The sequence below is a fragment of the Flavobacterium anhuiense genome, from assembly GCF_050990855.1.
Classification (GTDB): Bacteria; Bacteroidota; Bacteroidia; order Flavobacteriales; family Flavobacteriaceae; genus Flavobacterium; species Flavobacterium anhuiense_C.
Genome location: NZ_CP158861.1, coordinates 1,907,939 through 1,933,113, shown reverse-complemented (window position 1 = coordinate 1,933,113; position 25,175 = coordinate 1,907,939). Strand labels below are relative to the sequence as shown.

The window sequence follows — 25,175 nt, the reverse complement described above, 5'->3', positions numbered from 1 at the left end:
AATGAACAAAAAAGTTATCCTTATGATTTTAGACGGTTGGGGAAAATCTCCTGACCCTAAAGTATCTGCAATAGACAATGCAAATGTTCCTTTTATAAACAGTCTATACCAAAATTACCCAAGTGCACAACTTAGAACTGACGGATTAAACGTTGGTTTGCCAGAAGGACAAATGGGAAATAGCGAAGTTGGACACATGAATCTTGGTGCAGGAAGAATTGTATATCAAGATTTAGCCAAAATAAATTTAGCTGTAGAACACAAAACTTTAGCAAAAGAGCAAGTTTTAATTGACGCTTTTACTTACGCTAAAGACAACAATAAAAAAGTACACTTTTTAGGATTAGTTTCAGATGGTGGTGTTCACTCACATACTTCACACCTTCGCGGATTAATCGATGCTTCTCAAAAATACGGTTTAGATCAAGTTTACATTCACGCTTTTACAGACGGACGTGACGTTGACCCAAAATCTGGAGGAAAATACATTCACGATTTAGAAGATTATATTAAAGATACGCCAGTTAAAATTGCTTCTATCATCGGACGCTACTATGCAATGGACCGTGACAAACGTTGGGAACGTGTAAAATTGGCTTACGATCTTGTGGTGAATGGTGTTGGAACTCCATCAACAAACGCTGTTGCTAGTGTTTTAGACAGCTACGCAAAAGACGTTACAGACGAATTTATCGAGCCTGTTGTTATTGTTGATGAAAACGCAAAACCTCTTGCAACAATCGTTGAGGGTGATGTTGTGATCTTCTTTAACTTTAGAACTGACAGAGGCCGTGAACTTACTGAAGCGCTTTCTCAGCAAGATTTCCACGAGCAAAACATGCACAAACTAAACCTTTATTATGTAACATTGACAAACTACGATGAAACGTACCAAAACGTAAAAGTGGTTTACAATAAAGATAATATTACTGAAACTCTTGGTGAAGTTTTAGAAAAAGCAGGTAAAAAACAAATCAGAATTGCTGAAACGGAGAAATATCCTCACGTAACGTTTTTCTTTTCTGGAGGAAGAGAAACTCCTTTTGAAGGCGAATCTAGAATCTTGAGAAACTCTCCAAAAGTAGCAACTTACGATTTACAGCCAGAAATGAGTGCTTACGAATTGGCAGACGCTCTTGTTCCTGAATTGAACAAAGGTGAAGTGGATTTCGTTTGTTTAAATTTCGCAAATGGAGACATGGTTGGTCACACTGGAATCATGGAAGCTGCAATTAAAGCCTGTGAAGCTGTTGATGCTTGCGCGAAAAAAGTAATCGACACTGCTCTTGCTAACAATTATACTACAATTGTAATTGCCGATCACGGAAACTGCGAAACGATGATCAATCCTGATGGATCTCCAAATACAGCACACACAACAAACCCAGTGCCGATCATTTTAGTTGACAAGGAACTAAAAAGTATTCAAGATGGTGTTTTAGGTGATATTGCTCCAACAATTTTAGAATTAATGGGAGTTCAGCAACCAAATGCTATGACTTGTCATTCATTATTATAGAAAATATTTTTCTTCATATAAAAAGAGGCGAATTCTAAGAATTAGCCTCTTTTATTTTTTTCGACTGTTTTGTCATTTCGACGAAGGAGAAATCTCCGCAAGTAACTCCATTCCTAAAAGCGCCAATCTTTGTAGAATTTCTAACGAAGATTTCTCCTTCGTCGAAATGACAAGATTGTGGATATTACATTATAATCAAATGATACAATTGCTCAACACCATAAATCACAAGTCCAATAAATCCGCCAACCAAAGTCCCATTAATTCTAATATATTGAAGATCTTTCCCTATTTCTAATTCTAATTTCTCCGAAACCTCTTTTCCGTCCCAGCTTTTTACGGTAGACGAAATCAAATCTCCAATCACTTTCTTATTATTTAATAAAACGGACAACAAATCATTTTTAATAAAATTATTGATCTTATCAAGCATAATTTGATCTTCCTTTAGTCCATTTCCAAAAGTCTGAATTAACCCTGCGATACTATTTTTAATCGAAGAATCATCCCCTTTATCCAAATCTGTCGTGATAGACGATTTTATTTCATCCCAAATTCCGTTGATATAATCTTGAACTTCTTTTTTTCCAACGAAACCTAAAATGATGTCGTTGATTTTAACCCGCATCTCTTCAGAGTTTTTTACTTTTTCCAAGAAGTTGAAAATGTATTCGTCAATTTTCAAACGAACTGCACTTTCTGGCTTTTTGGCTTCATTTAAAAAATCTTGTAAGCCATTGAAAACACCTTCTGTAATGCTTTTATCCGCTAATCCAAAACTTAAAAGGGGTGTCGAAGCTTTTACTTTCTGTCGGATTAAATCTTTATTATTAGTCAATTCGCTGCTCATCACTTCAAGAAGATTCGTCAGCAGTTCATTTTTTAAATTCCCTTTTTGCAACGGTTCTAAAGCTACTGCAACCCAATTTCCAAAATTTACTCCTTCCAATTTTTCCTTGAACTGAACCTGAATAAACCTCTTTACATCTTCATCTTTAATGGTTCTTAAAATTCCTGGAATAATATTTACCGCTACAACATCGGCAATTTTATTCGCATTTTCTTCTTGCGAAAGCCAATCTGAAGCCTTTGTGGCAAAATTGAATTCCTCTAATTTAATTTCTAATTTTTCCTTGTTCAGAAATTCTTCAGAAACGAAATTTCCAAGGTTCTCTCCAATCTCATTCTTCTTAGTCGGAATAATTGCCGTATGCCATATCGGAATTCCCATTGGGTGACGAAAAAGCGCCACGACAGCGAACCAATCAGCAATTCCGCCTACCATCGCCGCTTCGCTAAAAGCCTGCAAAATTGGAATTTTAAAATAAATAGCAATTAAAAACAACAGCACTGCAATACCCAGAAGTCCTAAAGCATTTCTCTTCATTTTCTTAAGAGCCTTTACTTTTTCTATATCTCGATCTGTAATAGTTTCCATAATTATAAGCGTTTATACTACTAATTTATGGCTTTTTTCTGAAAAACTCTTTTGTTATTGGCCACGAATTCACGAATTTCCTTTTTTTGATCTCTAAAATTGAAATTGGCAAAATTTAATTTCACCAATTTAGATTTGCAATAATTCTTGAATTGCTTCGCCTGTCACTTCGTTCGAGTTGTGGCGAAAAAATTTTAATCAAAAAATGAGATAAAAATTGTACTTTTGCGAACTGAAAAATGGAAAAAATATGATTATCCAAAAAACTAGAGAAGAAATCGAATTAATGCGCGAAAGTGCTTTAATCGTATCAAAAACATTAGGAATGATTGCTTCTGAAATTAAGGAAGGAGTAACAACATTATATCTTGACAAATTAGCGGAAGAATTTATTCGTGATCACGGTGCAGTTCCAAGTTTCCTTGGATTGTACGATTTTCCGAATTCGCTTTGCATGAGCCCAAATGCTCAAGTTGTTCACGGTATTCCTAATAATGTTCCTCTAAAAAGTGGTGACGTAATTTCGGTAGATTGTGGCGCTTTCAAAAATGGGTATCACGGAGATCACGCATACAGTTTCGAAATTGGAGAAGTTGCACCAGAAGTTAAAAAACTTTTACGTGTTACTAAAGAGTCTCTTTACGTTGGAATTAGAGAATTTAAAGCTGGAAATCGTGTGGAAGATGTTGGAAACGCGATTCAAAAATATACTGAAGCTCACGGTTACGGCGTAGTTCGTGAATTGGTTGGACATGGTGTTGGGCAAAAAATGCACGAAGAACCAGAAATGCCAAACTACGGAAAACGTGGACGTGGAAAACTTTTTGTTGAAGGAATGGTTGTAGCAATCGAGCCAATGATCAACATGGGAACTAGAAATATCAAACAACTAAAAGACGGCTGGACAATCCTAACTGCTGACGGAAAACCAAGTGCGCATTTCGAGCATGACGTAGCTTTAGTTGATGGAAAACCAGAATTATTATCTACTTTCCAATACATCTACAAAGCTTTAGGAATCGAAAGCAATGAAGAAGATGAGTTTAGACAAGTTCCATTAGTACTATAGAGCTATTCCACCGAGATTCACAAAGATATACGCCAAGATTCACAAAAAATTATTTATTATATGCCTTTAAAAAAATGTATGCCGAAAATATTGTATCTCAAGAACAGTTAGATAAAATTTCATATAAAATTATCGGTTTAGCAATTGAAGTTCACAAACAATTGGGACCAGGCTTATTGGAGTCTGCCTATCAAGAATGTTTGTATTATGAACTTGTAAATTCAGGTCTAACTGTTGAAAAACAGAAAGCACTTCCGATAATCTATAAAGAAATAAAATTATAACACGGATATCGAATTGATTTGTTGATCGAAAACAAAATTGTTATCGAATTAAAAACTGTTGAAGCTTTTACTGATGTACACTTTGCGCAAATATTGACATATTTAAAACTCGGAAATTATCCTTTGGGATTATTAATTAATTTTGACTCAAAAATTTTAAAAAACAACATAAAAAGATTTATAAACACTCTGTGAAACTCTGTGTCTTCTTAGTGTAACTCTGCGAAATAACCCCATGAAAAAACTTTTCAAATTAGTTTTAAATACAATACCGCGTCCATTATTAATTCGTTTAAGTTATGTGGCTCGTCCAATTTTGGCTTTCTCTTTAAGAGGAGATAAATTTACAGATCCTATTGACGGAAAAAGCTTTAAGTCATTTTTGCCTTACGGATACGGAAAACAACGTAATAATGTACTTTCGCCAAGTACGCTTTCTTTAGAAAGACACCGTTTGCTTTGGTTGTATTTAAATGATCAGACTGATTTTTTCGCAGCACCGAAAAAAGTATTGCATTTTGCCCCGGAACAAGCTTTTTACAAAAGATTCCGTAAGCAGAAAAACCTTGATTATACAACAACAGATTTACTTTCGCCTTTGGCTGATGTAAAAGCAGACATCTGCAATTTACCTTTCAAAGACAACGAATATGACGTTATTTTATGTAATCACGTTTTAGAACACATTCCAGATGACACTAAAGCGATGCAGGAATTATTCAGAGTTTTAAAACCTGGCGGAATGGCGATTTTGCAGATTCCACAAGATTTATCTCGCGAAGTTACTTTTGCAGATGATTCGATTACAGACCAAAAAGAACGTGCCAAAATCTTCGGACAATACGACCACGTACGTGTTTACGGACGCGATTATTTCGATAAATTAAGAAGCATTGGTTTTATTGTTATCGAAGAAGATTACACTAACAAAATTGCACCAGAATTGGTTGAAAAATACTGTTTAGCAAAAGGCGAGATTATTCCGCTTTGCTTTAAACAGGAAAACTAATTTTTTTTTCACCGTATAAGTGATATAAGTTCATTTAAAAAGGAGTTTTCAAATTATTACTATTTTGAAAACTCTTTCTTTTTTTGCCCAAACCTAAATTATAAGCCTAACCAAATCCTACTATTTTGCAACCTACAAAACCCTTTCAGTTCTGCTTTGACATCAGTTTTGAAAAAAATCTGAATGCCTATATTCCAACAGCGTATATAGTCGAAAACACCAGCGATATTAAATATCTGGACAAAAAAGCAACCAAAGGCGTAATTGAAAGTTTTGGTGTTGATTATGAAACTTTAGATCATAATTCAAAAAAGATTCTTACTATTTGCGAGTCTTTAAAACCTGAATTTGTATTTAAAAAATTCAGCGCAAAAGTAAAATCAGCCAAAACCATTGCTGATTTGCAGAAAGATTCTAAAATTGATTTTGCTATTCGTCAGCATTTAAAAATCAATTTAAGTCCGTTTTATAGTTTAATTGTTCAAGAACAATATCCGCTATCTATTGAATTAGGTCCAGAAAAAGATTTTTACCGTTCGAGAGTCAGTATTGATCCGTTAGATTTTGAACCTCAGATTCAATTTGACAAACATTCAGAAGGAATCACTTATACCCTTTCTTTAAAAGAAAATGAAACGACTTTTCTACCAATGGACAACAAGGTCGATATTCTTTCTGACGAACCGGGCTGGCTGATTGTCAATAAAAAATTAGGACAATTAAAAGAACTAAACGGCAAGAAACTGACACCATTTTTAAAGAAAAAATCAATCGAAATTCCTTCAAAATTGGTTGATGATTATTTTAAAAATTTCATTCCAGAAATTGCTAAAAAAATTGACATTGAAGCCAATGGCTTTGAAATTGAACTTCGTGATCAAATTGCTTCTTGTACCATTCAGCCTATTTTTGATTTCTTTAAAAACTGTTATTATCTCAATCTTTATTTTGATTATAACGGCTATGTTTTTGACGGAAGCAAAACCAAGAAAACACATTCTTTTGTAGATTTCAGCGTAGCAAACGAACCTCGAATAATTCAGTTTAAACGAAGCGCTAATGAAAATTCATATATCGAAAAACTATCTGAAATTGGTTTAGAAAAAATCAAAAATGAATTGTTTGGATTAAATTCTGATGTTGAAAATTCAGATCCGTTCATCAACATTCAATTAATTATTGATAATAAAGAAAAACTGAAAGATTTAGGTTTTACGATTGAAAACCTGAAACTGGAAAGCAAAGAAATCATCACAGAAAGCCATACAATTTCTGCTTCTAAAGAAACAACTGGAGATTGGTTTGACATTAAAATCATTATTACCGTTGGAAATTATAAAATCAATTTCAGCGAAATAATTCCAAACATAAAAAGCAAAGAAAGACTTTTCCCTTTGCCTGACGGAAACTACTTTTTAATTCCGTTAGAATGGTTTAGTAAGTATGGTTCTTTGGCGAAATTAGCTAAAACAGAAAATGGTGCTTTACTTTTGAGAAAGAGCAACTTTACCGCTTTAGACGGAATTTCAGAAATCGATAATGATTTAGATCAAATCCATCAAGCAGAATTTACTGCTTCAGATTTAATAAAAGCCACCTTAAGACCTTATCAAATTGATGGAGTAAAATGGCTTTTAGGACATTTCAATTCCAATATGGGCGCATGTCTAGCCGATGATATGGGACTTGGAAAAACGTTGCAAACTCTATCTGTTTTAGTTTCGGTACAAGAGCAATTAGGTTTTACGACCAAAACTACCAATTTTGATTTATTTGCCAACGAGACCACTATTGAAAGAGAACCGCTAAAAGCTTTAATTGTTCTTCCTTCTTCATTGGTTTTTAACTGGTTTAATGAAGCTGGAAAGTTTACGCCTCACTTTTCTAAAATGCAATATGTTGGAAATGATAGAAAAATGCTGGCGAGCAGAATCAATTCAACCGATTTGATTTTTACAAGTTATAGCATCATTCATAGAGATATTTCGATTTTAGAAAAATACGATTTCCGTTATTTGATTTTGGACGAAAGCCAATACATCAAAAACAAAAATTCTAAAATTTTTAAAGCCATAAATAAAATCAGTACAGGACATAAAATTGCTTTGAGTGGTACTCCGATCGAAAATTCGCTTGACGATTTATGGTCACAAATGCAATTTATCAATCCCGAGATTTTAGGAAGTTATGCTTTCTTTATGGAGAATTTCAAAAATCCGATTGAGAAAAAGCAAAACGAAGAAGTTTTAGCAGAATTAAAAAACCTCATCCAACCTTATATTTTACGAAGAACCAAAGAGCAGGTTTTGAAAGATTTACCCGAATTGACGGAACAAATTTATTACTGCGACATGGATCCAGAACAAGAAAAATTATACGAGAAAGAGAAATCTAAAGCTCGTAACTTCTTACTAAAAACCGATTCAAGTCCAGATAAAATCAGCATTATCAATACTTTGATGAAATTGCGACAATTGAGTAATCACCCAAAAATGGTCGATGCCGATTCAGAAATTGATTCTGGAAAATTTATTGCGGTCACCAATTATCTGGAAAATTTGGTCAAAGCAAAACAGAAAGTCATTATTTTCAGTTCGTTTGTCACGAATTTGAATTTCTATACGGATTGGTGTAAAGAAAATAAAATAACATTTTGTGAAATTACTGGCGAAACGCCAGCGAGCAAAAGAGAACAAGAAGTCAAAAAGTTTCAAGAAAAAGAAGAACCATTATTGTTTTTTATTTCATTAAAAGCGGGAGGAGTTGGTTTAAATATCACGAAAGCTTCTTATGTTTTATTTTTAGATCCGTGGTGGAATCCTTTTGCAGAAAAACAAGGCGTCGGGCGTGCGCATAGAATTGGCCAAATGAATAAAGTCAATGTGATTCGATTCATTTCAAAAAATACAGTGGAAGAGAAAATCATCAAATTGCAAGAAAACAAAAAACTATTGTCTGATTCCCTTTTAGAAGAAAGCTACATCAATGATGAAATTGAAGGCAACTTAGAATATATTTTGAGTTCTTAATTGTTAAACCCAATAGCATGGCATCTTTTTCGTTGTATAAAATTGTTATATTTACAAATCTTACAACGAAATACGATGCCAAAATTTTTATATACAAGCTTTATTTTCCTTTTTATTTTCACTTTAGCGAAAGCTCAAGAAAAAGAAATTGATCCTCCTTATAATATAAAAACAGTTTCATTTATTCAAAACGGCAGTAATGTTCCGCCAATTTTTGCATTGGGTGATGCATTTACTTTTCAATTTGATGATTTGTTTGGCAACGAAGCCAATTATTACTTTGAAGTTGTTCACTGCGACTACAACTGGATTCCAACAGCTATTCCAAAAACAGACTATGTTGTCGGCATGGATAATCAAAGAATTACAGATTTTTCTAATTCGTTTAATACACTTCAAGTATATACGCATTACAGACTTACTTTTCCAAATCAGTTTACACAGCTGCTAAAACTTTCGGGAAACTATATGCTTCGTATTCTTAATGAAGACAGAGAGCTTGTCTTCTCTAGAAAATTTATTTTATACGAAAGTCATTGTACTGTTGGCGTTCAGGTAAAAAGAAGCCGTAACCTAAGCAACATTGACTACAAACAAAATCTCGAAATTGCAATTTTGTCTAATGATATTGCTTTTCAAACCCCATTACAGAATGTAAAAGTACTTTTATTGCAAAACGGTAATTTCCATACGGAGATAAAAAATATTGTGCCACAATACACAATCGGCAATCAATTAATTTATAAATACGATAAAGAAACTCAGTTTTGGGGCGGAAACGAATATTTGTATTTTGAAAATAAAGACATTCGAGCAGCCAGTAACAATGTTGCCAAAATAGGTTCTAGCAATGATATTTACAATTCATTCTTATATACCAATGCCGCAAGAGGAAATCAGATTTATACTAATTATGAAGATGTAAACGGAAACTTTGTGGTAAAAAACATTAACGGCTCTAACAACGATATTGAAGCCGATTATGCTTGGGTTTATTTTACCCTTTCGGCTCCTGCTTTTAGAATGAACAAAGACATTTACATTACGGGAATGTTCAATAATTACAGCCTTTCGCCAGAATACAAAATGGATTACAATAACGACAAGGGAGTTTTTGAAAAAGCCATTATGATTAAACAAGGTTTTACTAATTTTCAGTATACTGTTGCAGACAAAAAGGGCGTTGTTGATTTTGAAAATGCTATAGACGGAAACTTTTATCAGACTGAAAACGAGTACACCGTCTTAGTTTATTACAAAGAAGCAACCGATCGTTATCAGCGTGTAATCGGAAAGGGAAATGCAAACTCTATCAATATAGTCAATTAAAACAATGTTAAGGTTTTAGTTTAAACGATTTTTTTTCGTAGCTTTGCCTCTATAACACTCACATATATACGGCGTTAGTATGGTTTCTCAAATTACACGAGGCATAAAAATATCTGTTTTGACTAGTTTTGAAGGTACATACTTCAAAAACTACAAGATTCATTTTGCTTTTAGCTACGTAGTTACCATCGAAAACCACAGTAAAGATTCTGTACAATTAACGTCACGCCACTGGGAAATTTTCGATTCTTTAAACGATTTAGAAGTGGTAGATGGTGAAGGTGTAATTGGTAAAAAACCGGTTTTAAAACCTGGTGAAAACCATACTTATAGTTCTGGCTGTTTACTATCGTCTCCTTACGGCGCAATGAAAGGTCATTTTAACATGATCAATTTTACTACTACAAAAACATTCAAAGTAATTGTTCCGACTTTTAGAATGTGCGCTCCTTTTGCATTGAACTAATTTATAGTTTAATCGCACTTTTTCATTTTATAAAATTCGATAAGACATTTAATTTTTGCCTAAAACATTTCTTTTTATGCAAGAAAAATGTTAAATATTCTGCAACCTGAATTATTCTTTTATTAAAATACAACTTTTTAATATTGTATTGTGATAAATTCAAATTATCATTTGTACTTTTGTAAAAAATTAAACAAATCGTAATTTTAAAATAATTTATCCCATGTTAAAAGGATTCTTTCATGTACCAAAAGCGGTAAACGAGCCAGTAAAAAGCTACGCACCGAACTCACCAGAAAAAGCAGCAGTTCAGGCAGCTTACACCACAATGTGGAATTCTCAAATTGACGTTCCTTTATATATTGGAAACGAAGAAATCAGAACTGGAAACACAAGAAACATTACAGCTCCACACGACCACAAACACGTTGTTGGAAAATATCATTTAGCTGAAAAACAACATATCGAAAAAGCAATTGCTAATGCACTTGAAGCAAGAAAAGCATGGGCAAACATGGCATGGGAACAACGTGCTGCTATTTTCTTAAAAGCTGCAGAACTTATTGCAGGACCATACAGAGCTCGTATCAACGCGGCTACAATGATTGGTCAATCTAAAAATATCCACCAAGCAGAAATCGATTCTTCGTGCGAATTAATCGACTTCTTACGTTACAATGTTGAGTTTATGACTCAAATCTACAACGATCAGCCAAAATCAGATTCTACTGTTTGGAACCGTGTAGAATACAGACCATTAGAAGGTTTTGTTTACGCAATTACTCCATTCAACTTTACTGCTATCGCTGCAAACCTTCCTGCAAGTGCTGCTATGATGGGTAACGTTGTCGTTTGGAAACCAAGTGATAGCCAAGTATTTTCTGCAAAAGTTATCGTTGATGTTTTCAAAGAAGCTGGAATTCCAGACGGCGTTATCAACGTAGTTTTCGGAGATGCTTTAATGATTACAGATACTGTTTTAGCTAGCCGTGATTTTGCTGGCGTTCACTTTACAGGATCAACTCATGTATTTAAAGATATTTGGGCTAAAATTGGTGCAAACATTAATAACTACAAAACGTACCCAAGAATCGTTGGAGAAACGGGAGGTAAAGATTTTATCATTGCTCATCCAAGTGCAAACGTAAAACAAGTTGCTACAGGAATTACTCGTGGAGCATTTGAATATCAAGGACAAAAATGTTCTGCTGCTTCTAGAGCTTATGTTCCACAAAGTTTATGGCCAGCTGTAAAAGAGCAATTAATTGCTGATGTTAAATCTATGAAAATGGGTTCTCCAGAAGATTTTGGAAACTTCATTACAGCAGTTATTCACGAAGGTTCTTTTGACAAATTAGCTAGTTATATCGACCAAGCTAAAAAAGATGCCGATGCTGAAATCATCGTTGGAGGAAATTACGATAAATCTGTAGGATACTTTATTGAACCAACAGTTATTGTAACTACAAATCCTAAATATACTACAATGGAAACTGAGTTGTTCGGACCAGTTATTACTATTTATGTTTACGAAGATGCGAAATGGGAAGAAACGCTTGAATTAGTTGATACTACTTCTGAGTACGCTTTAACAGGAGCTGTATTTAGCCAAGATCGTTACGCTATTGAAGTAGCTACAACTAAATTACAAAACTCAGCTGGTAACTTCTATATCAACGACAAACCAACTGGAGCTGTTGTAGGAATGCAACCATTTGGTGGAGCAAGAGCTTCTGGAACTAATGATAAAGCTGGTTCTGCATTAAACTTATTACGTTGGGCTTCTCCAAGAACTATCAAAGAAACATTTGTAACTCCAGAAGATTACAGATATCCTTTCTTGGGTTAAGAATTGTTGCTATTAAAATTTATACTTTTTATATAAAGAAGCCGAATCCCAAAAGATTCGGCTTCTTGCATTAATTAATTTTGCAATCAAAAACAAAAAGTGGTATTTTTCTTATTTTATTTAAAATCAATACTTTAAAAAAAGGATTTACCTTATTCTGATATTTTAAAAACTTTTTGTAACTGTTTAAAAAAGGACACCCTTATAATTTTGTTTCAATATAAATCAATATTAGCCAATTTTAAACAAAATTATTCAAATGAGAAATTTAAACAATGTCCCAGAAGTTATAATAGAATCAAAAAGTATCGGACATTCCATTAACTACAAATGGACGAAAAAGAAAATCAATACATTTTTAGACCCAATTGAAAATAATGATGATTTAGAAAATACTTTAATGCAAATTAACCACAAAGGCTCGATAGGACTAACAGCCGCATTACTTGAATGGATTTATTGGCGTTTTACAGGATACACGCAAGAAACACATGACACACAAAAACGGATTGAGGCGCTTTGGTGTTCTTTAAATAGCAAGGAAGACACAAAATCGTTAATTTTTGATGCCGATTTAGAAATTTCTGCTGTAGGTCCAGTAAATGGAGCTTTATGGATTGCCTTAATGAATGTCACAATTATAGATGTAAAATATAGAAAGGGTTCTTATTTTTTGCAAAATGAACTTATTGGTTTAGTTCTATTAGCAAGACATATAACACCGAAAAAGAAAAAATTTGACAAATGGTTTAGAAATACTATTTCTAAACTCATTACTACACATTCCAACTCTTACATTAATGATAACCTAGACGAGAGTGATGAAGCAGTATATGATTCTTCTGCCGAACCTATAATTTCACGAGAGTATTTTTTCGATTCTACATTTGTTTACTCCGTTGAAAACACAAAAAACGCACTCGATGACTTCATTAGTAACTTGGATCACAAGGCAAATGCTTTTTTAAGTTTTTCTAAAAAGGCTTCTTAATTTTAATAGTTCTTTTTTATGTTTTTGAATAACCCGACGAAGAAATTAATTTCTTCGTCGGGTTTACTTGTTTAATCATAAATACCTTATTCCAACATTTTTAAAACTTTCTGAGAAAAATTAAAACATAGAAAATTTCTTACTTGGTAAAAAATTAAAAATATGAGAAAAATTTTTGCTCTACTATGTATTTCTTGCCTTTTCTTAATTTCTTGTAGCGAAGAGAACAGTTCAAATAATAAAACTGAACACAATGAAGCCATTTTCGTATTAACAAAGAACAATCAGCGTTCGACATGGAATAATATTCAAGTGGGTGAAACTTTACAGTTTGATATTAAAATTCAAAACTTTGACTTTTCTCCCGATATCGTATACGTCCTAAAACCTATAACTACTGACGCTACAAAACATCAGCAAAACAAAATTGATTATAATTTTCAACAGGAAGTAAAAATTGCATCTCCAAGTCTCTCTTCTTCAAAAGACAGCATTCCTATTAAGAAAACTCAAGACAGTATTATATTAAAAAAATCTAGCTCGTCATTTTTTGTTTCAATTTTAAAACCAGGGAATTTTATCCAACAATATGAATTGCGAAAAATGCGATTAAACAAATATGTCGCTGGATCTACACAAGAACTTTTATTCTCTGCCGTAAAAATTGATGTTTATACTTGGAATCAACAGACCGACAATTCTACGATGTTTTCAAGCTCAAAACATACCCGTTATTATGAATTTACAATCGATGATGGAGACCAGACAAACGACACTTATCTAACAGATAATGATTTTAAACAAAATAGCTATCAGGCATTGTATAATAATAAAAAATATGATGGAAATATTGTAATCAACAAACCAATGACATTTAGCGAAAAGGTAAATACAGAAAAAGGCCCACAAACTGTCCCAACCTGGACATTATTTGAACTTAAAATAATACAAAAAAGGAATCACGAACCAGACAACATTATTACATATAATAATCTACCTATCAAACAAAAATAATAATCATTATAAATTTAACTATGAAAGATCAAATGAAAAAAACAGTCCTTTTAGCCCTAGCAATCTGCGGGACATTCTTGACATCCTGTAGTAACGATGACAGCAAAGATAAGAATTCAAATAGCTCTCTGGATAAATTACAACCTGTAACTTTTATATCAAAACCAGACAATATATTAAGCTCTAAAAATACAGGAGCGCAAGAACTAAATCCTACAACTGGTAATAATGAATATGTCTATCTTACTACTGTAGAAAAGCAAACCACATTATCTCCGCTTTCGATTATAAACGAATCAAATCTAGATGTAATTTACCCAGGAAGTATTCTACGTGGTTCTAGTTTTATGAATGCAACTTATGATCCATTGGTTTTAAAAAACTCTTTTAAACCTGTTGTGATATCGATGTCTTTAAGAGGAAAGATTCCTGTTACAGCAAGTACTCTTCCTATTCCGAGTGAAGTAAGAAACGTAACAAAGGGCTTAATAAGCAATAACAAGAATGATATCGATTATGAAGCTATTCCAACTTATTATGAATATCAAAGTGATGAAATAACTACAGAAGATAGCTTTAAAAAAGCGTTAGATGCGCATCTAAGTGTAAATGTATTAGGAGGATTGGTAAAAGCTAATTTTGGATATACTCAGAATAGCGGATCTTCCAAAACTACTTCATATGTAATGGTAAAAGTTAGACAGCGTTTATATAGTATGACCATAGATCCTAAATACTATACAGACTGGATAGATGGAGATATTAACGCTAACAATTTTGGCACTCACGAACCAGTATATGTAAGCAATGTAGATTACGGGCGTGTTGCTTACATACTAATTGAAACTGCAAAAGATGAAACATACAACAATATGATGGTCAAAGCTGCCGTTAGTGTGGCTCTAAAAGTTGTAGACATTGGTGTAGATGTATCTTACTCTGAAGAATTCAAAAAGTTATTCGCACAAAATAAAATTAAGGTAATGATTGTAGGAGGTCCATTAACTCTAGGAGGAAAAGTTACAGATTACAATAGTTTTGTCGAATTTCTTAAAGCACCAACTTCTTCTGATTTGGTTTCCTCTTCTGCTCCTATATCTTATAAAATAAGACGATTAAAAGATAATACTGAAGTTGAAGTAAAAGACATGTACACTACACAATTCAAGGAATTAAAAGCAAACTAAATTTAATTAACAAAGCCAATCTCTTTTTAAGATTGGCTTTGTTAGAATAAATACCAACAGATGAAAAAATTATTTTCCCTTTATTTTATATTTCTTTCCTCAATCTTATTTGCTCAATCATATCCGTTAAGTGGTAACTTAACTATTTTCTGCGATAATTCAGAAGCATTTTTTGTTTATCTAAATGGTGAATTGCAAAATAAACAGCCAAACTCAAGTGTGACGATAAAAAATCTAAATCAGCGTTATTACAATGTGAAAGTTTCATTTGAGAATACTGATTTAAAAAATAGCATCAACAATTACGTATCAGTATTGAGCAAAGACGGAAAAACTTTTGAAGATGTAACTTATAAAATCAAGATTGATTACAAAACCAAAAAAACAAAACTGAATTATTATTCGGGAAAAGAAATTGCTTCTGAATTTCATCCCAATCAAGATATTTTGAATATAAATCAAATCCCTTATCCGAACCAAAATGTTACGATCGAAAATGGGGTAAACATTACCATTAATAATAACAAAAATTCGAAACCAAATTTGGATCGTAAAGAAAGGAAATGCCCTGAAATGAATTCCATCGATTTTGAAATTGTAATGAAATCTATTAAAAAAGAAAATTTTGACGACCAAAAATCAGCAGTCGCAAAAAACATAATTTTAAATAATTGTCTAAAAACAGATCAAATTGCGCAAATTGCCAAGACTTTTTCATTTGCAGATAATCAATTGGAATTTGTAAAACACGCTTACAATTCTTGTATTGACCTCAAAAACTATTATTCACTAAAAGACGTTTTTTCTTTTCAAGTCGATCAGCAAGAATTCATGAATTTTATAAATTCTAAAAAATAAAAAACCGAATCTTTTTTATTAAGATTCGGTTCTTTATTACGGTTTAAATTTCAATGGCAAATGTACCACTTTCTTAGTTTCGAAAAACTCATCTTCAAAAAAGTCAGCTAAATCGTATAAAGTTGCATTTGGAAAATCCTTTAATTCTTCTGCTAAATCGCCTCCTTTTAAATAGAGAATACCATTTTTTAAAAGATGTTTATGCTGTTTTTTGATTTTATCATGAATCCATGAAACAAAATCTGGCATATTGGTTACAGCGCGACTCACAATAAAATCGAAATCGCCTCTTACCAACTCGGCGCGTTTTTGCTCTGCTTTTACGTTCTTTAATTCTAATGCATCAACAACACCTTGAACCACTTTTATTTTTTTTGCGATAACGTCAATTAAATAAAAACGAGTTTCAGGAAAAAGAATCGCTAATGGAATTCCAGGGAAACCACCGCCTGTTCCAACATCCAAAACAGTAGAACCTGGTTCAAATTTCATAACCTTGGCAATTCCTAACGAATGCAAAATGTGTTTTGTATATAAAGAATCAATATCTTTTCTAGAAATTACATTGATTTTTTCATTCCAATCGTGGTATAAAAAGTCTAATTTTTGAAATTGTTCGATTTGAAGATCGGTCAAATTGGGAAAATATTTCAATATCTCATCCATTGCTGTAAATTTTTAACAAAAGTACTACTTTACGATTGAAATATTTAACTCAATTTTGCAAATTGAAAATTTATAATAATTACCTTTGAAAACTATTTAAATTAATTATGAATAACACTGCTCCAACTTTTGCACGGCAAGACAATTTGAAGTTCTTCAGAACGCTTAACTCACGCGTTAACAATTACTTTAAAGAAAATAATATCAAAAAAACCGGAAACTGGCAGTTACATTTAAAAGCTGTTATTCTATTTGCTGTTTTTTTAACTCCATACTTTTTAATCCTTACGCTTAATATGCCTTTTTGGGTGATGTTGCTTTTATCTGTCGTAATGGGTATTGGAATGGCCGGTGTCGGAATGAACGTAATGCACGACGGTAACCACGGATCATACTCAACAAAAAACTGGATCAATAAATTCATGGGCGGAACCATTTATGTTCTAGCTGGAAACGTTTACAACTGGCAGGTACAGCACAATGTACTTCATCATACTTACACTAACATTCCTGGTCACGATGAGGATCTAGATGCAGGACGTATTATTCGTTTTACAGAACATGCAGAATGGCATCGTTTTCACCGTTTTCAACATTATTATTCTGTTTTCTTATACGGATTATTGACCTTCAATTGGGCATTAACTACCGATTTTAAGCAGATGAGAAACTACTTAAAAAGAAAATTATCTTACGGTGAGCCAAAAAGCCCTAAAATTCTTTGGACTACATTAATCATCACCAAAATAATTTATGTGTCAATTTGGATTGTTTTGCCAATGGTAATTGGAATTACATGGTGGAAAGTTCTTATTGGATTTTTTGCAATGCACTATACGGCAGGATTAATTCTAAGCATTGTGTTTCAATTGGCACACGTGGTAGATCACACTACAAATCCAACTCCAAATGATTTAGGAGAAATGGACAATACTTGGGCAATTCACCAATTGTACACCACAACTAATTTTGCGCCTAAAAATGCCATCGTAAATTGGTACACAGGCGGATTAAACCATCAAATCGAACATCATATTTTCCCAAATATTAGTCATATTCATTACGGTAAAATTGCAAAAATCGTAAAAGAAACTGCGAAAGAGTGCAACTTGCCATATTATGAATATAAAACCATGCGAAGTGCTGTTATTGCTCACTTTAAGCATTTACGCGAATTGGGAATGAAACCAGAATTAGCAGTTTAAAAAAAACTAAGAGAAAATCTATTAATAATTAACCTTCCTTAAACAACACAGCAAATTTAAGGACCTTCAAAATTTTTATAATGAACCATATTCTTTCGGACAGAATCAACAACCTTGCGACTTCACAAACATTGGCAATGGCCGCTTTAGCAAGAGAATTAAAAGCACAAGGAAAAGACATTATCAGCTTAAGTTTAGGTGAGCCAGATTTCAACACACCTGATTTTATCAAAGAAGCTGCAAAAAAAGCAATCGACGATAACTACAGCACATATTCTCCAGTTGATGGATACCAAGATTTAAAAGAAGCGATCTGCAGAAAATTCAAAAGAGACAATGATTTAGAATATAAACCATCTCAAATTGTAGTTTCTACAGGAGCAAAACAATCATTATACAACATCGCGCAAGTAATGTTAAATGACGGCGACGAAGTAATTTTACCAGCACCTTACTGGGTTTCTTATTTCGAAATCGTAAAACTTTCTGGCGGAGTTCCTGTAGAAGTTCCAACTTCTGTAGAAACAGATTTCAAAATCACTCCAGAGCAATTAGAAGCTGCAATTACACCAAAAACCAAAATGATGTGGTTCTCTTCTCCATGTAATCCTTCAGGCTCTGTTTACAGCAGAGAAGAATTAACAACTTTGGCTAAAGTTTTAGAAAAACACCCAAATATTTACGTTGTTGCAGACGAAATCTATGAGCACATCAACTTCTCTGGAACTTTCTGCAGTATCGGTTCTATCCCAGGAATGTTAGAAAAAACAATCACTGTAAACGGAGTTGCAAAAGCATTCGCAATGACTGGATACAGAATTGGGTACATCGGAGCTCCAGAATTCATCGCAAAAGCGTGTACAAAAATTCAAGGACAAGTAACTTCTGGTGCAAATTCTGTTGCACAAAGAGCTACAATCACAGCTGTAGATGCTGATCCAAGCGTATTAAACGAAATGGTTCAAGCGTTCCACGGACGTAGAGATTTAGTTGTTGGATTATTAAAAGAAATCCCAGGAGTAAAAATCAACGTTCCAGAAGGAGCTTTCTACGTATTCCCAGACGTTTCTTCTTTCTTCGGAAAAACATTGAAAGGTCACGAAATTAAAGATGCAAACGACGTTTCTATGTATCTTTTAGCAGAAGCAAACGTAGCAACAGTAACAGGAGACGCTTTCGGAAATCCAAACTGTATTCGTTTCTCTTACGCAACTAGCAATGATATTTTAAAAGAAGCATTACGCAGAATCAAAGAAGCTTTGACTGCATAACCATATTCTAACTTTTATAAAAACGGCTTAAGGTTCAAAAGTTTCATCACTTTTATACTTTAAGCTGTTTTTTTTATGGGGCGTGTTTCGCCGCGGTGAACCGGGCTATCCGCTATATCTTTTATGGTGAACCCCACCATAAAAGGATATCGCTCCTATCCCTCACGCAAAACGGTGTATAGAAAATATCGTTTTCAAAAGAAAAAATCTGCCCTCATCAATTTTAACTTGCATGAAGTTTTTAAACCAGTTTCACAATTCCCATTCTACAATATTATAAATCTTCGAGTGTAATCCTGTAAAGCAAAGCCCTTTATAATTGCAAACTTTGTAACATATTAATTTCAAAAAATTATATGTCATGACACATGCAGAAGAAACCACCACAGAAACAATTAAAACTTTAGAAGGATTAATTTCAATTCTTGAAGATGGAAAACTAGGATATACAAATGCAGCAGAGCATGTAGAAAATCCAGCAATGAAAACCGATTTCCTTGAATACGCCCGCGAAAGAGCTTTGTTTATTGTAGAACTTCAAAACCAAATTAACAAACTAGGTAAATCAACAGACACTTCAGGCGGAGGCCCGCTTGGCGCTTTGCATCGTACTTGGATTGATATCAAATCAGCTTTTACAGGAGGCGATACCGAAGCTATCATTAATGCCTGCATTACTGGTGAAGAGGCTGCAATCGAGAAGTACAAAATGGCACTCGACGGAAATAATTTAGAACACGATCAAATTTACATCGTTTCAAAACAATTAAACAGTATTCAAAATACTTTATCACAAATTAAAATAAGAGCAAACTAATCGATTCATGCTTTTTTTTGAAAACCACTTTAACCTTCGGGTTGGGTGGTTTTTGTTTTATTGAAATTGAAAAATAAATCTTACTTTCGTTGCAACCAATTTCTAATCAAAATGAAAAATTTAATCTTCATATTAATACTTTTTTCAAATATCAATATTTATTCTCAAAGTACTTTAACTTCTTTAAATTTTGGCAAAAACAATGACTTTCATTCAACAAGGTCAGTTTTACAAACTATAACAAACACAACTTTTTATAATTCAAATAATACAACTGAACAAACTAAAGAAATTAAATCTTACAATACCCAAAATAATATTGTCACAGAATTTAGATATGACGGAGAGGGTAATTTAAAACAACGTTTAACAAGGTCATATGACTCAACTGGAGTTCGTTGTATAGGCAGAAAATTTGAAAATTGGCACAGATATCTCGGGCACACAATTGAAATTGCCTACTATAATTACGACTCTAAAGGCTATTTAGTTAATGTAACAGACAAAGACCAAAATGGAAACATTTTTAGACATACTGATTTTGTAAATGATGAAAAAGGAAATCCAATTGAGATCATAAACTTTAAGGGAAATCAAATTATTGGGACAGAAAAAAATGAATATGACTATGATAAAAATGAGGTGATCATTAAATATTTTGACATAAATAATCAACTTATGAATTCTCAAACCAGTAAAATAAACTTTTCAAAAAGCGATCCTGCTGACATTGTAAATGAATATGGAGATATTATAAAATCGTCAAAATATGAGATGGAATTAAAATACGATAAATTCGGAAATTGGATTAAGAAGAAATATTCAACAATAACGGAAGGCAAAATTGTAAAAAAATCAGAAACTACAAGAACAATTAAATATCTCTAAATAATTACATTTGTTAACCATCATCATTCCATATTAAGTTAACAATTTCAAAAAAATCGCTTCAGGACTAGCAAACTCAAATAATTTATTAGACCTTTGCACACTTTTTTTCGTGAATACCACAAAAGGCTAAAGTTTTAGAAATGAAGAAGAAAATAGAAATATTAGCTCCAGCAAGAGATTTAATCGGCGGAATGGCAGCTATTAACAGCGGTGCAGATGCAGTATATATCGGTGCGCCACAATTTGGTGCACGTTCTAATGCCAACAACTCTATTGAAGATGTAGCTGCATTAGTAAAATATGCGCATTTATTTAATGCTCAGGTTTTTGTGGTAATGAATACCATTTTATACGACAACGAATTAGAAACGTGTCGTGCCATGATATGGGAATTATACGATATTGGTGTCGATGCCTTGATCATTCAGGATATGGCAATTATGGAAATGGACTTGCCTCCTATAGTACTTCATGCCAGCACGCAAGCCAATAACCGTGATGCAGATAAAATTAAATTCTTAAAAGATGCCGGAATTAAACGTGTGGTTTTAGCCCGTGAATTAAACTTGCATCAAATTAAAACCATCTACGACGAAGCTGATGTTGAACTGGAATTCTTCGTAACTGGAGCATTATGTGTATCTTTCAGCGGAAACTGTTATATGAGTGTGGCAAACGGAGAACGTAGCGCAAACCGTGGTTCTTGTGCTCAAAACTGTCGTTTACCATACAACTTAATCGACGGAAACGGAGATACTTTAATCAGAAACAGTCACTTGCTTTCGATTAAAGATTTAGACGTTTCAGATCAAATTCCGAATTTGATCGAAGCGGGAATCGTTTCTTTCAAAATTGAAGGACGTCTTAAAGATGTGGCTTACGTTAAAAACAACGTTTCTTATTTACGTCAAAAATTAGACAGCTATTTAGAAGGAAGCGATAAATACATCAAAGCCTCTTCTGGAAAATGTACTTATACTTTCGATTCTACTTTAGACAGAACTTTCAACCGTGGTTATACGGATTATTTCGTAAACGAAAGACACGCTAGTATTGGCTCTTGGGAAAGCCCAAAATCTAAGGGGCAATATATCGGTAAATTGATCCGTACAATCGGAGATGCTTACGAAATCGAAAACGGCGAATTGCTAAACAACGGTGACGGACTTTGTTTCATCAACGAAAACAACGAAGCCGACGGAATTTACGTAAACAAAGCTGAAAACGGAAAAGTATATCCAAACGTTCTAAAAGAAATCAAAGACGGAACTTTCATTTACCGTAACAACGATACAGCTTTCATCAAAATTGTTGAAAGAGAAGATAGTGCAATCCGTAAAATCGGAACGACTTTATTGCTTACCGAAAACGAAAATGGTTTCGAATTAATAGCAACCGACGAAGATGGAAACGTAAGTACAGTAAAATTAGAACACTCAAAAGAGCCTACTAAAACTGGCGAATCAATCGAAGAAAACATTAAAGTTCAATTGGCAAAAACAGGTTTTACGCCTTATAGCGCCGATGAAATTAATGTAATGTTCTCTCAAAACTGGTTCCTTCCTATTTCAAAAATCAACGAAATGAGAAGAAATGTTTTCGAACAATTATCAGAAATTCGTCTGGCAAATTACGTTCGTGAAGAACACCAATTAGTAAAAACGTCACATCCTTATCCGGAAACGAAACTGGATTTCATGTACAACGTTTCGAACAAAACCGCTCGTAAATTCTACGAACGCCACGGTGTTACTGAAATCGAAAAAGCATTCGAATTACAATGGGATCCAGGAAAATCTCGTGTAATGACAACGAAATATTGCATCAAATACGAATTAAAAAAATGTCCGATTCACCAAAAAGATATTGTTGGTGTTAAGGTAAAAGAACCTTTGGTTTTAAAACAGGGCGAATTAGAATACAAATTAAAATTCAACTGCAAACCTTGCGAAATGGAAATCTGGGAAAAAGATGCCGAATTTGAAATTGAAGAAGATCATTTTCATTAATTATGACTTAACCGCAAAGTTCGCAAAGATTTACGCAAGGTTCGCAAAGGTTTAATAAATCTTTGCGAACCTTTTTTATTTTACTTCAAAACAAAACTTAGCGTTCTTCGCGTAAATCTTTGCGAACTTTGCGGTTAAATACATTTTCCCTACTTTTACTTCTCCAACAATACAACACTCCAAAATGAAAATATTACTCCTAGGTTCAGGCGAATTAGGCAAAGAATTTGTCATCGCTGCACAACGAATCGGACAAACTATAATCGCAGTTGACAGTTACGAAAATGCACCGGCAATGCAGGTTGCACATGGTTTTGAAGTTATTAATATGCTTGACGGCGAAGCGCTTGACCGAATCGTAGCCAAACATCAACCAGATTTTATCGTTCCCGAAATAGAAGCCATTCGCACCGAACGTTTTTACGATTACGAAAAACAAGGCATTACCGTTGTTCCTTCAGCGAAAGCGGCCAACTTTACCATGAATCGTAAAGCAATTCGTGATTTAGCAGCAAAAGAACTTGGGTTACGAACTGCAAAATACCAATACGCAACATCAGCCGAAGAACTTCGAAAAGCCGTTCAAGAAGTTGGCATTCCATGTGTGGTAAAACCCTTAATGTCTTCTTCTGGAAAAGGGCAATCGACAATCAAAACTGAAAGTGATATCGAGAAAGCTTGGCAATACGCCGTTGCAGGTTCGCGTGGTGATGTTATCGAAGTTATTGTAGAAGCTTTTATAGATTTCCATTCTGAAATTACACTTTTAACGATTACTCAAAACGGTAATCCGACATTATTCTGCTCGCCAATTGGTCACAGACAAGAAAGAGGCGATTATCAAGAAAGTTGGCAACCGGCTTTAGTTTCAGAAAAAGATTTGTACGAAGCTCAGGATATGGCCGAAAAAATTACCGAAGCGCTTGGCGGTGCAGGACTTTTTGGTGTTGAATTTTTCCTGACTAACGAAGGCGTTTATTTCTCTGAACTTTCACCACGTCCTCATGACACGGGAATGGTAACTTTAGCAGGAACACAAAATTTCAACGAATTCGAATTGCATTTACGTGCTATTTTAAGTCTTCCTATTTTTGAAATTACTTTAGAAAAAGCCGGAGCAAGTGCTGTAATTTTAGCTTCAGAAGATTCAACAAATCCAAGTTTTACAGGAATTGAAAAAGTAGCTGCTCTCCCAAAAACCGATTTCAGAATTTTTGGAAAACCGACTTCAAGACCTTACCGAAGAATGGGAGTCGTTTTAAGTCACGATACGCTTTCAACTCCAATCAACGAAGTAACAGAACGCGCAAAAGAAACCGCGAAATTAATAACTGTAAATTCTTAACTATGAAAAATATAATATTAGCGACTTTCCTTTTTATTGGAATCGCTGTACAAGCACAAAGCAAAAAGAAATTTGATAAACCAACAGTTGTAGAAGCTTCTTGCGGGGAATGCCAATTCGGAATGAAAGGTAAAAGCTGTGATTTAGCTGTTCGCATTGACGGAAAAAGCTATTTTGTTGACGGAACAACGATTCACGATCATGGAGATGCACATGCTGAAAAAGGTTTTTGCAATGCAATCAGCAAAGCTTTAGTTACGGGAGAAATCGTAAACAACAGATTCAAAGCCACTTCATTTACTTTAATTGACGATAAAAAATAATGGCATTAATTCTTGAAAACATTGCCAAACACGTTTCTCTGACTCCAGAAGAACAGGCGCTTTTTTTATCTAAATTAGAAACTAACACTTACAAGGCCAAAACGCTTTTATTGAATGCTGGCGAAGTTTGCAAACATTCATACTTCGTAAATTCTGGAATTTTAAGAAGTTTCAATATCAACGATAATATTGTGGAACACGTACTTTCATTTGCCTGCGAAGGCTGGTGGATGAGTGATATGTACAGCTTTTTTTCGCAAAAACCAGGACAGCTTTTTATTGAAGTTTTAGAAGAAGCGGAAGTAGTTTCGTTATCCAAAGAAAACCAAGAGCAATTGTATCTTGAAATTCCAAAATTGGAGCGTTTTTTCAGAATTTTAATTGAAAATTCATTAGTAGCGAATCAGCAGCGATTAATGGACAATTTAAGTTTACCTGCCGAAGAACGTTTTGAGAAATTCACTAAAAAATACGGAACATTAGTTCATAAAGTTCCTCAAAAACAAATTGCATCTTTCATTGGTGTAACGCCTGAATTTTTCAGCAAAATGAAAGCTCGCCTTTTGAAGAAATAGTTTAGCCACAGATTTAAAGGATTAAAATGAT

Annotated in this window: 21 protein-coding genes and 1 pseudogene; 20 read left to right on the top strand and 2 right to left on the bottom strand. The window is 33.6% G+C overall.

What is annotated here, in order from left to right; genetic code table 11:
* The first annotated feature begins 1 nt into the window (after position 1).
* On the top strand, positions 2-1,519 hold the full coding sequence (gene gpmI / locus ABTV69_RS08635) for a 2,3-bisphosphoglycerate-independent phosphoglycerate mutase (protein WP_433835449.1): 1,518 nt from the start codon (positions 2-4) through the stop codon (positions 1,517-1,519).
* 184 nt (positions 1,520-1,703) lie between these two features.
* Here gpmI and ABTV69_RS08630 read toward each other — a convergent pair whose 3' ends face one another.
* Entirely contained in the window at positions 1,704-2,957 is a 1,254-nt protein-coding gene (locus tag ABTV69_RS08630) for a DUF445 domain-containing protein (protein WP_433835447.1), read from the bottom strand.
* A 250-nt stretch (positions 2,958-3,207) separates the two neighbouring features.
* On the opposite strand from ABTV69_RS08630, the gene map reads away from it, so the two are divergent.
* The 11 genes and pseudogenes from map to ABTV69_RS08575 all read left to right on the top strand — a co-directional run bounded on the left by map (position 3,208) and on the right by ABTV69_RS08575 (position 16,042).
* Positions 3,208-4,026, top strand: a complete 819-nt coding sequence (gene map, locus ABTV69_RS08625; protein ID WP_184157729.1) for a type I methionyl aminopeptidase — start codon at positions 3,208-3,210, stop codon at positions 4,024-4,026.
* A 74-nt stretch (positions 4,027-4,100) separates the two neighbouring features.
* A pseudogene (locus ABTV69_RS08620) lies at positions 4,101-4,505 on the top strand (GxxExxY protein).
* Between the two features lie 40 nt (positions 4,506-4,545).
* On the top strand, positions 4,546-5,319 hold the full coding sequence (locus ABTV69_RS08615; protein ID WP_433835445.1) for a class I SAM-dependent methyltransferase: 774 nt from the start codon (positions 4,546-4,548) through the stop codon (positions 5,317-5,319).
* 125 nt (positions 5,320-5,444) lie between these two features.
* Positions 5,445-8,348 (top strand): DEAD/DEAH box helicase, encoded by a 2,904-nt coding sequence (locus ABTV69_RS08610; RefSeq protein ID WP_433835443.1) that lies wholly within the window; start codon positions 5,445-5,447, stop codon positions 8,346-8,348.
* 75 nt (positions 8,349-8,423) lie between these two features.
* The gene (locus ABTV69_RS08605; RefSeq protein WP_433835441.1) at positions 8,424-9,677 is read left to right on the top strand and encodes a DUF5103 domain-containing protein; all 1,254 of its coding nucleotides are present in this window, start codon (positions 8,424-8,426) and stop codon (positions 9,675-9,677) included.
* 79 nt (positions 9,678-9,756) lie between these two features.
* Complete coding sequence (gene apaG, locus ABTV69_RS08600) at positions 9,757-10,143, top strand: Co2+/Mg2+ efflux protein ApaG (RefSeq protein WP_008467225.1); 387 nt, start codon at positions 9,757-9,759, stop codon at positions 10,141-10,143.
* A 223-nt stretch (positions 10,144-10,366) separates the two neighbouring features.
* Positions 10,367-11,992 (top strand): L-glutamate gamma-semialdehyde dehydrogenase, encoded by a 1,626-nt coding sequence (gene pruA / locus ABTV69_RS08595; protein WP_433835439.1) that lies wholly within the window; start codon positions 10,367-10,369, stop codon positions 11,990-11,992.
* A 259-nt stretch (positions 11,993-12,251) separates the two neighbouring features.
* Positions 12,252-12,983 carry a hypothetical protein gene (locus ABTV69_RS08590; protein WP_433835437.1) on the top strand — a complete coding sequence of 244 codons (732 nt, stop codon included), beginning with the start codon at positions 12,252-12,254 and terminating at the stop codon, positions 12,981-12,983.
* Positions 12,984-13,145: 162 nt separating this feature from the next.
* A complete protein-coding gene (locus tag ABTV69_RS08585) occupies positions 13,146-13,997 on the top strand; it encodes a hypothetical protein (RefSeq protein WP_433835435.1) in 852 nt (283 codons plus the stop codon).
* 32 nt (positions 13,998-14,029) lie between these two features.
* Positions 14,030-15,184 carry a thiol-activated cytolysin family protein gene (locus ABTV69_RS08580; protein WP_433835433.1) on the top strand — a complete coding sequence of 385 codons (1,155 nt, stop codon included), beginning with the start codon at positions 14,030-14,032 and terminating at the stop codon, positions 15,182-15,184.
* A gap of 60 nt (positions 15,185-15,244) precedes the next feature.
* Positions 15,245-16,042: a DUF4476 domain-containing protein gene (locus ABTV69_RS08575; RefSeq protein ID WP_433835431.1), complete on the top strand. Its 798-nt coding sequence runs from the start codon at positions 15,245-15,247 to the stop codon at positions 16,040-16,042.
* Between the two features lie 36 nt (positions 16,043-16,078).
* Here ABTV69_RS08575 and rsmG read toward each other — a convergent pair whose 3' ends face one another.
* Positions 16,079-16,708, bottom strand: coding sequence for a 16S rRNA (guanine(527)-N(7))-methyltransferase RsmG (rsmG, locus tag ABTV69_RS08570; RefSeq protein WP_433835429.1), 630 nt, complete (start codon positions 16,706-16,708; stop codon positions 16,079-16,081).
* 107 nt (positions 16,709-16,815) lie between these two features.
* Between rsmG and ABTV69_RS08565 the strand changes: the two genes are divergently transcribed.
* The 8 genes from ABTV69_RS08565 (at position 16,816) to ABTV69_RS08530 (ending at position 25,144) form a co-directional block, all read left to right on the top strand.
* Complete coding sequence (locus ABTV69_RS08565; protein ID WP_433835427.1) at positions 16,816-17,913, top strand: fatty acid desaturase family protein; 1,098 nt, start codon at positions 16,816-16,818, stop codon at positions 17,911-17,913.
* 80 nt (positions 17,914-17,993) lie between these two features.
* Positions 17,994-19,184, top strand: coding sequence for a pyridoxal phosphate-dependent aminotransferase (locus ABTV69_RS08560; RefSeq protein WP_433835425.1), 1,191 nt, complete (start codon positions 17,994-17,996; stop codon positions 19,182-19,184).
* Positions 19,185-19,545: 361 nt separating this feature from the next.
* Positions 19,546-20,001: a ferritin-like domain-containing protein gene (locus ABTV69_RS08555; RefSeq protein WP_433835423.1), complete on the top strand. Its 456-nt coding sequence runs from the start codon at positions 19,546-19,548 to the stop codon at positions 19,999-20,001.
* 111 nt (positions 20,002-20,112) lie between these two features.
* Positions 20,113-20,889 (top strand): hypothetical protein, encoded by a 777-nt coding sequence (locus ABTV69_RS08550; protein ID WP_433835421.1) that lies wholly within the window; start codon positions 20,113-20,115, stop codon positions 20,887-20,889.
* Positions 20,890-21,032: 143 nt separating this feature from the next.
* Entirely contained in the window at positions 21,033-22,901 is a 1,869-nt protein-coding gene (locus tag ABTV69_RS08545; RefSeq protein WP_433835419.1) for a peptidase U32 family protein, read from the top strand.
* A gap of 184 nt (positions 22,902-23,085) precedes the next feature.
* On the top strand, positions 23,086-24,246 hold the full coding sequence (gene purT / locus ABTV69_RS08540; RefSeq protein WP_433835417.1) for a formate-dependent phosphoribosylglycinamide formyltransferase: 1,161 nt from the start codon (positions 23,086-23,088) through the stop codon (positions 24,244-24,246).
* A 2-nt stretch (positions 24,247-24,248) separates the two neighbouring features.
* The gene (locus ABTV69_RS08535; protein ID WP_433835415.1) at positions 24,249-24,569 is read left to right on the top strand and encodes a DUF6370 family protein; all 321 of its coding nucleotides are present in this window, start codon (positions 24,249-24,251) and stop codon (positions 24,567-24,569) included.
* Positions 24,569-25,144: a Crp/Fnr family transcriptional regulator gene (locus ABTV69_RS08530; RefSeq protein WP_073407828.1), complete on the top strand. Its 576-nt coding sequence runs from the start codon at positions 24,569-24,571 to the stop codon at positions 25,142-25,144. Before ABTV69_RS08535 ends, ABTV69_RS08530 begins: the two co-directional genes overlap by 1 nt.
* Positions 25,145-25,175 lie beyond the last annotated feature (31 nt).

Excerpts from the sequence above, each read along its gene's own strand:
- gpmI (WP_433835449.1), top strand. The coding sequence starts at position 2 with ATGAACAAAAAAGTTATCCTTATGATTTTAGACGGTTGGGGAAAATCT.
- ABTV69_RS08630 (WP_433835447.1), bottom strand. The coding sequence starts at position 2,957 with ATGGAAACTATTACAGATCGAGATATAGAAAAAGTAAAGGCTCTTAAG.
- map (WP_184157729.1), top strand. The coding sequence starts at position 3,208 with ATGATTATCCAAAAAACTAGAGAAGAAATCGAATTAATGCGCGAAAGT.
- ABTV69_RS08615 (WP_433835445.1), top strand. The coding sequence starts at position 4,546 with ATGAAAAAACTTTTCAAATTAGTTTTAAATACAATACCGCGTCCATTA.
- ABTV69_RS08605 (WP_433835441.1), top strand. The coding sequence starts at position 8,424 with ATGCCAAAATTTTTATATACAAGCTTTATTTTCCTTTTTATTTTCACT.
- apaG (WP_008467225.1), top strand. The coding sequence starts at position 9,757 with ATGGTTTCTCAAATTACACGAGGCATAAAAATATCTGTTTTGACTAGT.
- pruA (WP_433835439.1), top strand. The coding sequence starts at position 10,367 with ATGTTAAAAGGATTCTTTCATGTACCAAAAGCGGTAAACGAGCCAGTA.
- ABTV69_RS08590 (WP_433835437.1), top strand. The coding sequence starts at position 12,252 with ATGAGAAATTTAAACAATGTCCCAGAAGTTATAATAGAATCAAAAAGT.
- ABTV69_RS08585 (WP_433835435.1), top strand. The coding sequence starts at position 13,146 with ATGAGAAAAATTTTTGCTCTACTATGTATTTCTTGCCTTTTCTTAATT.
- ABTV69_RS08580 (WP_433835433.1), top strand. The coding sequence starts at position 14,030 with ATGAAAAAAACAGTCCTTTTAGCCCTAGCAATCTGCGGGACATTCTTG.
- ABTV69_RS08575 (WP_433835431.1), top strand. The coding sequence starts at position 15,245 with ATGAAAAAATTATTTTCCCTTTATTTTATATTTCTTTCCTCAATCTTA.
- rsmG (WP_433835429.1), bottom strand. The coding sequence starts at position 16,708 with ATGGATGAGATATTGAAATATTTTCCCAATTTGACCGATCTTCAAATC.
- ABTV69_RS08565 (WP_433835427.1), top strand. The coding sequence starts at position 16,816 with ATGAATAACACTGCTCCAACTTTTGCACGGCAAGACAATTTGAAGTTC.
- ABTV69_RS08560 (WP_433835425.1), top strand. The coding sequence starts at position 17,994 with ATGAACCATATTCTTTCGGACAGAATCAACAACCTTGCGACTTCACAA.
- ABTV69_RS08555 (WP_433835423.1), top strand. The coding sequence starts at position 19,546 with ATGACACATGCAGAAGAAACCACCACAGAAACAATTAAAACTTTAGAA.
- ABTV69_RS08550 (WP_433835421.1), top strand. The coding sequence starts at position 20,113 with ATGAAAAATTTAATCTTCATATTAATACTTTTTTCAAATATCAATATT.
- ABTV69_RS08545 (WP_433835419.1), top strand. The coding sequence starts at position 21,033 with ATGAAGAAGAAAATAGAAATATTAGCTCCAGCAAGAGATTTAATCGGC.
- purT (WP_433835417.1), top strand. The coding sequence starts at position 23,086 with ATGAAAATATTACTCCTAGGTTCAGGCGAATTAGGCAAAGAATTTGTC.
- ABTV69_RS08535 (WP_433835415.1), top strand. The coding sequence starts at position 24,249 with ATGAAAAATATAATATTAGCGACTTTCCTTTTTATTGGAATCGCTGTA.
- ABTV69_RS08530 (WP_073407828.1), top strand. The coding sequence starts at position 24,569 with ATGGCATTAATTCTTGAAAACATTGCCAAACACGTTTCTCTGACTCCA.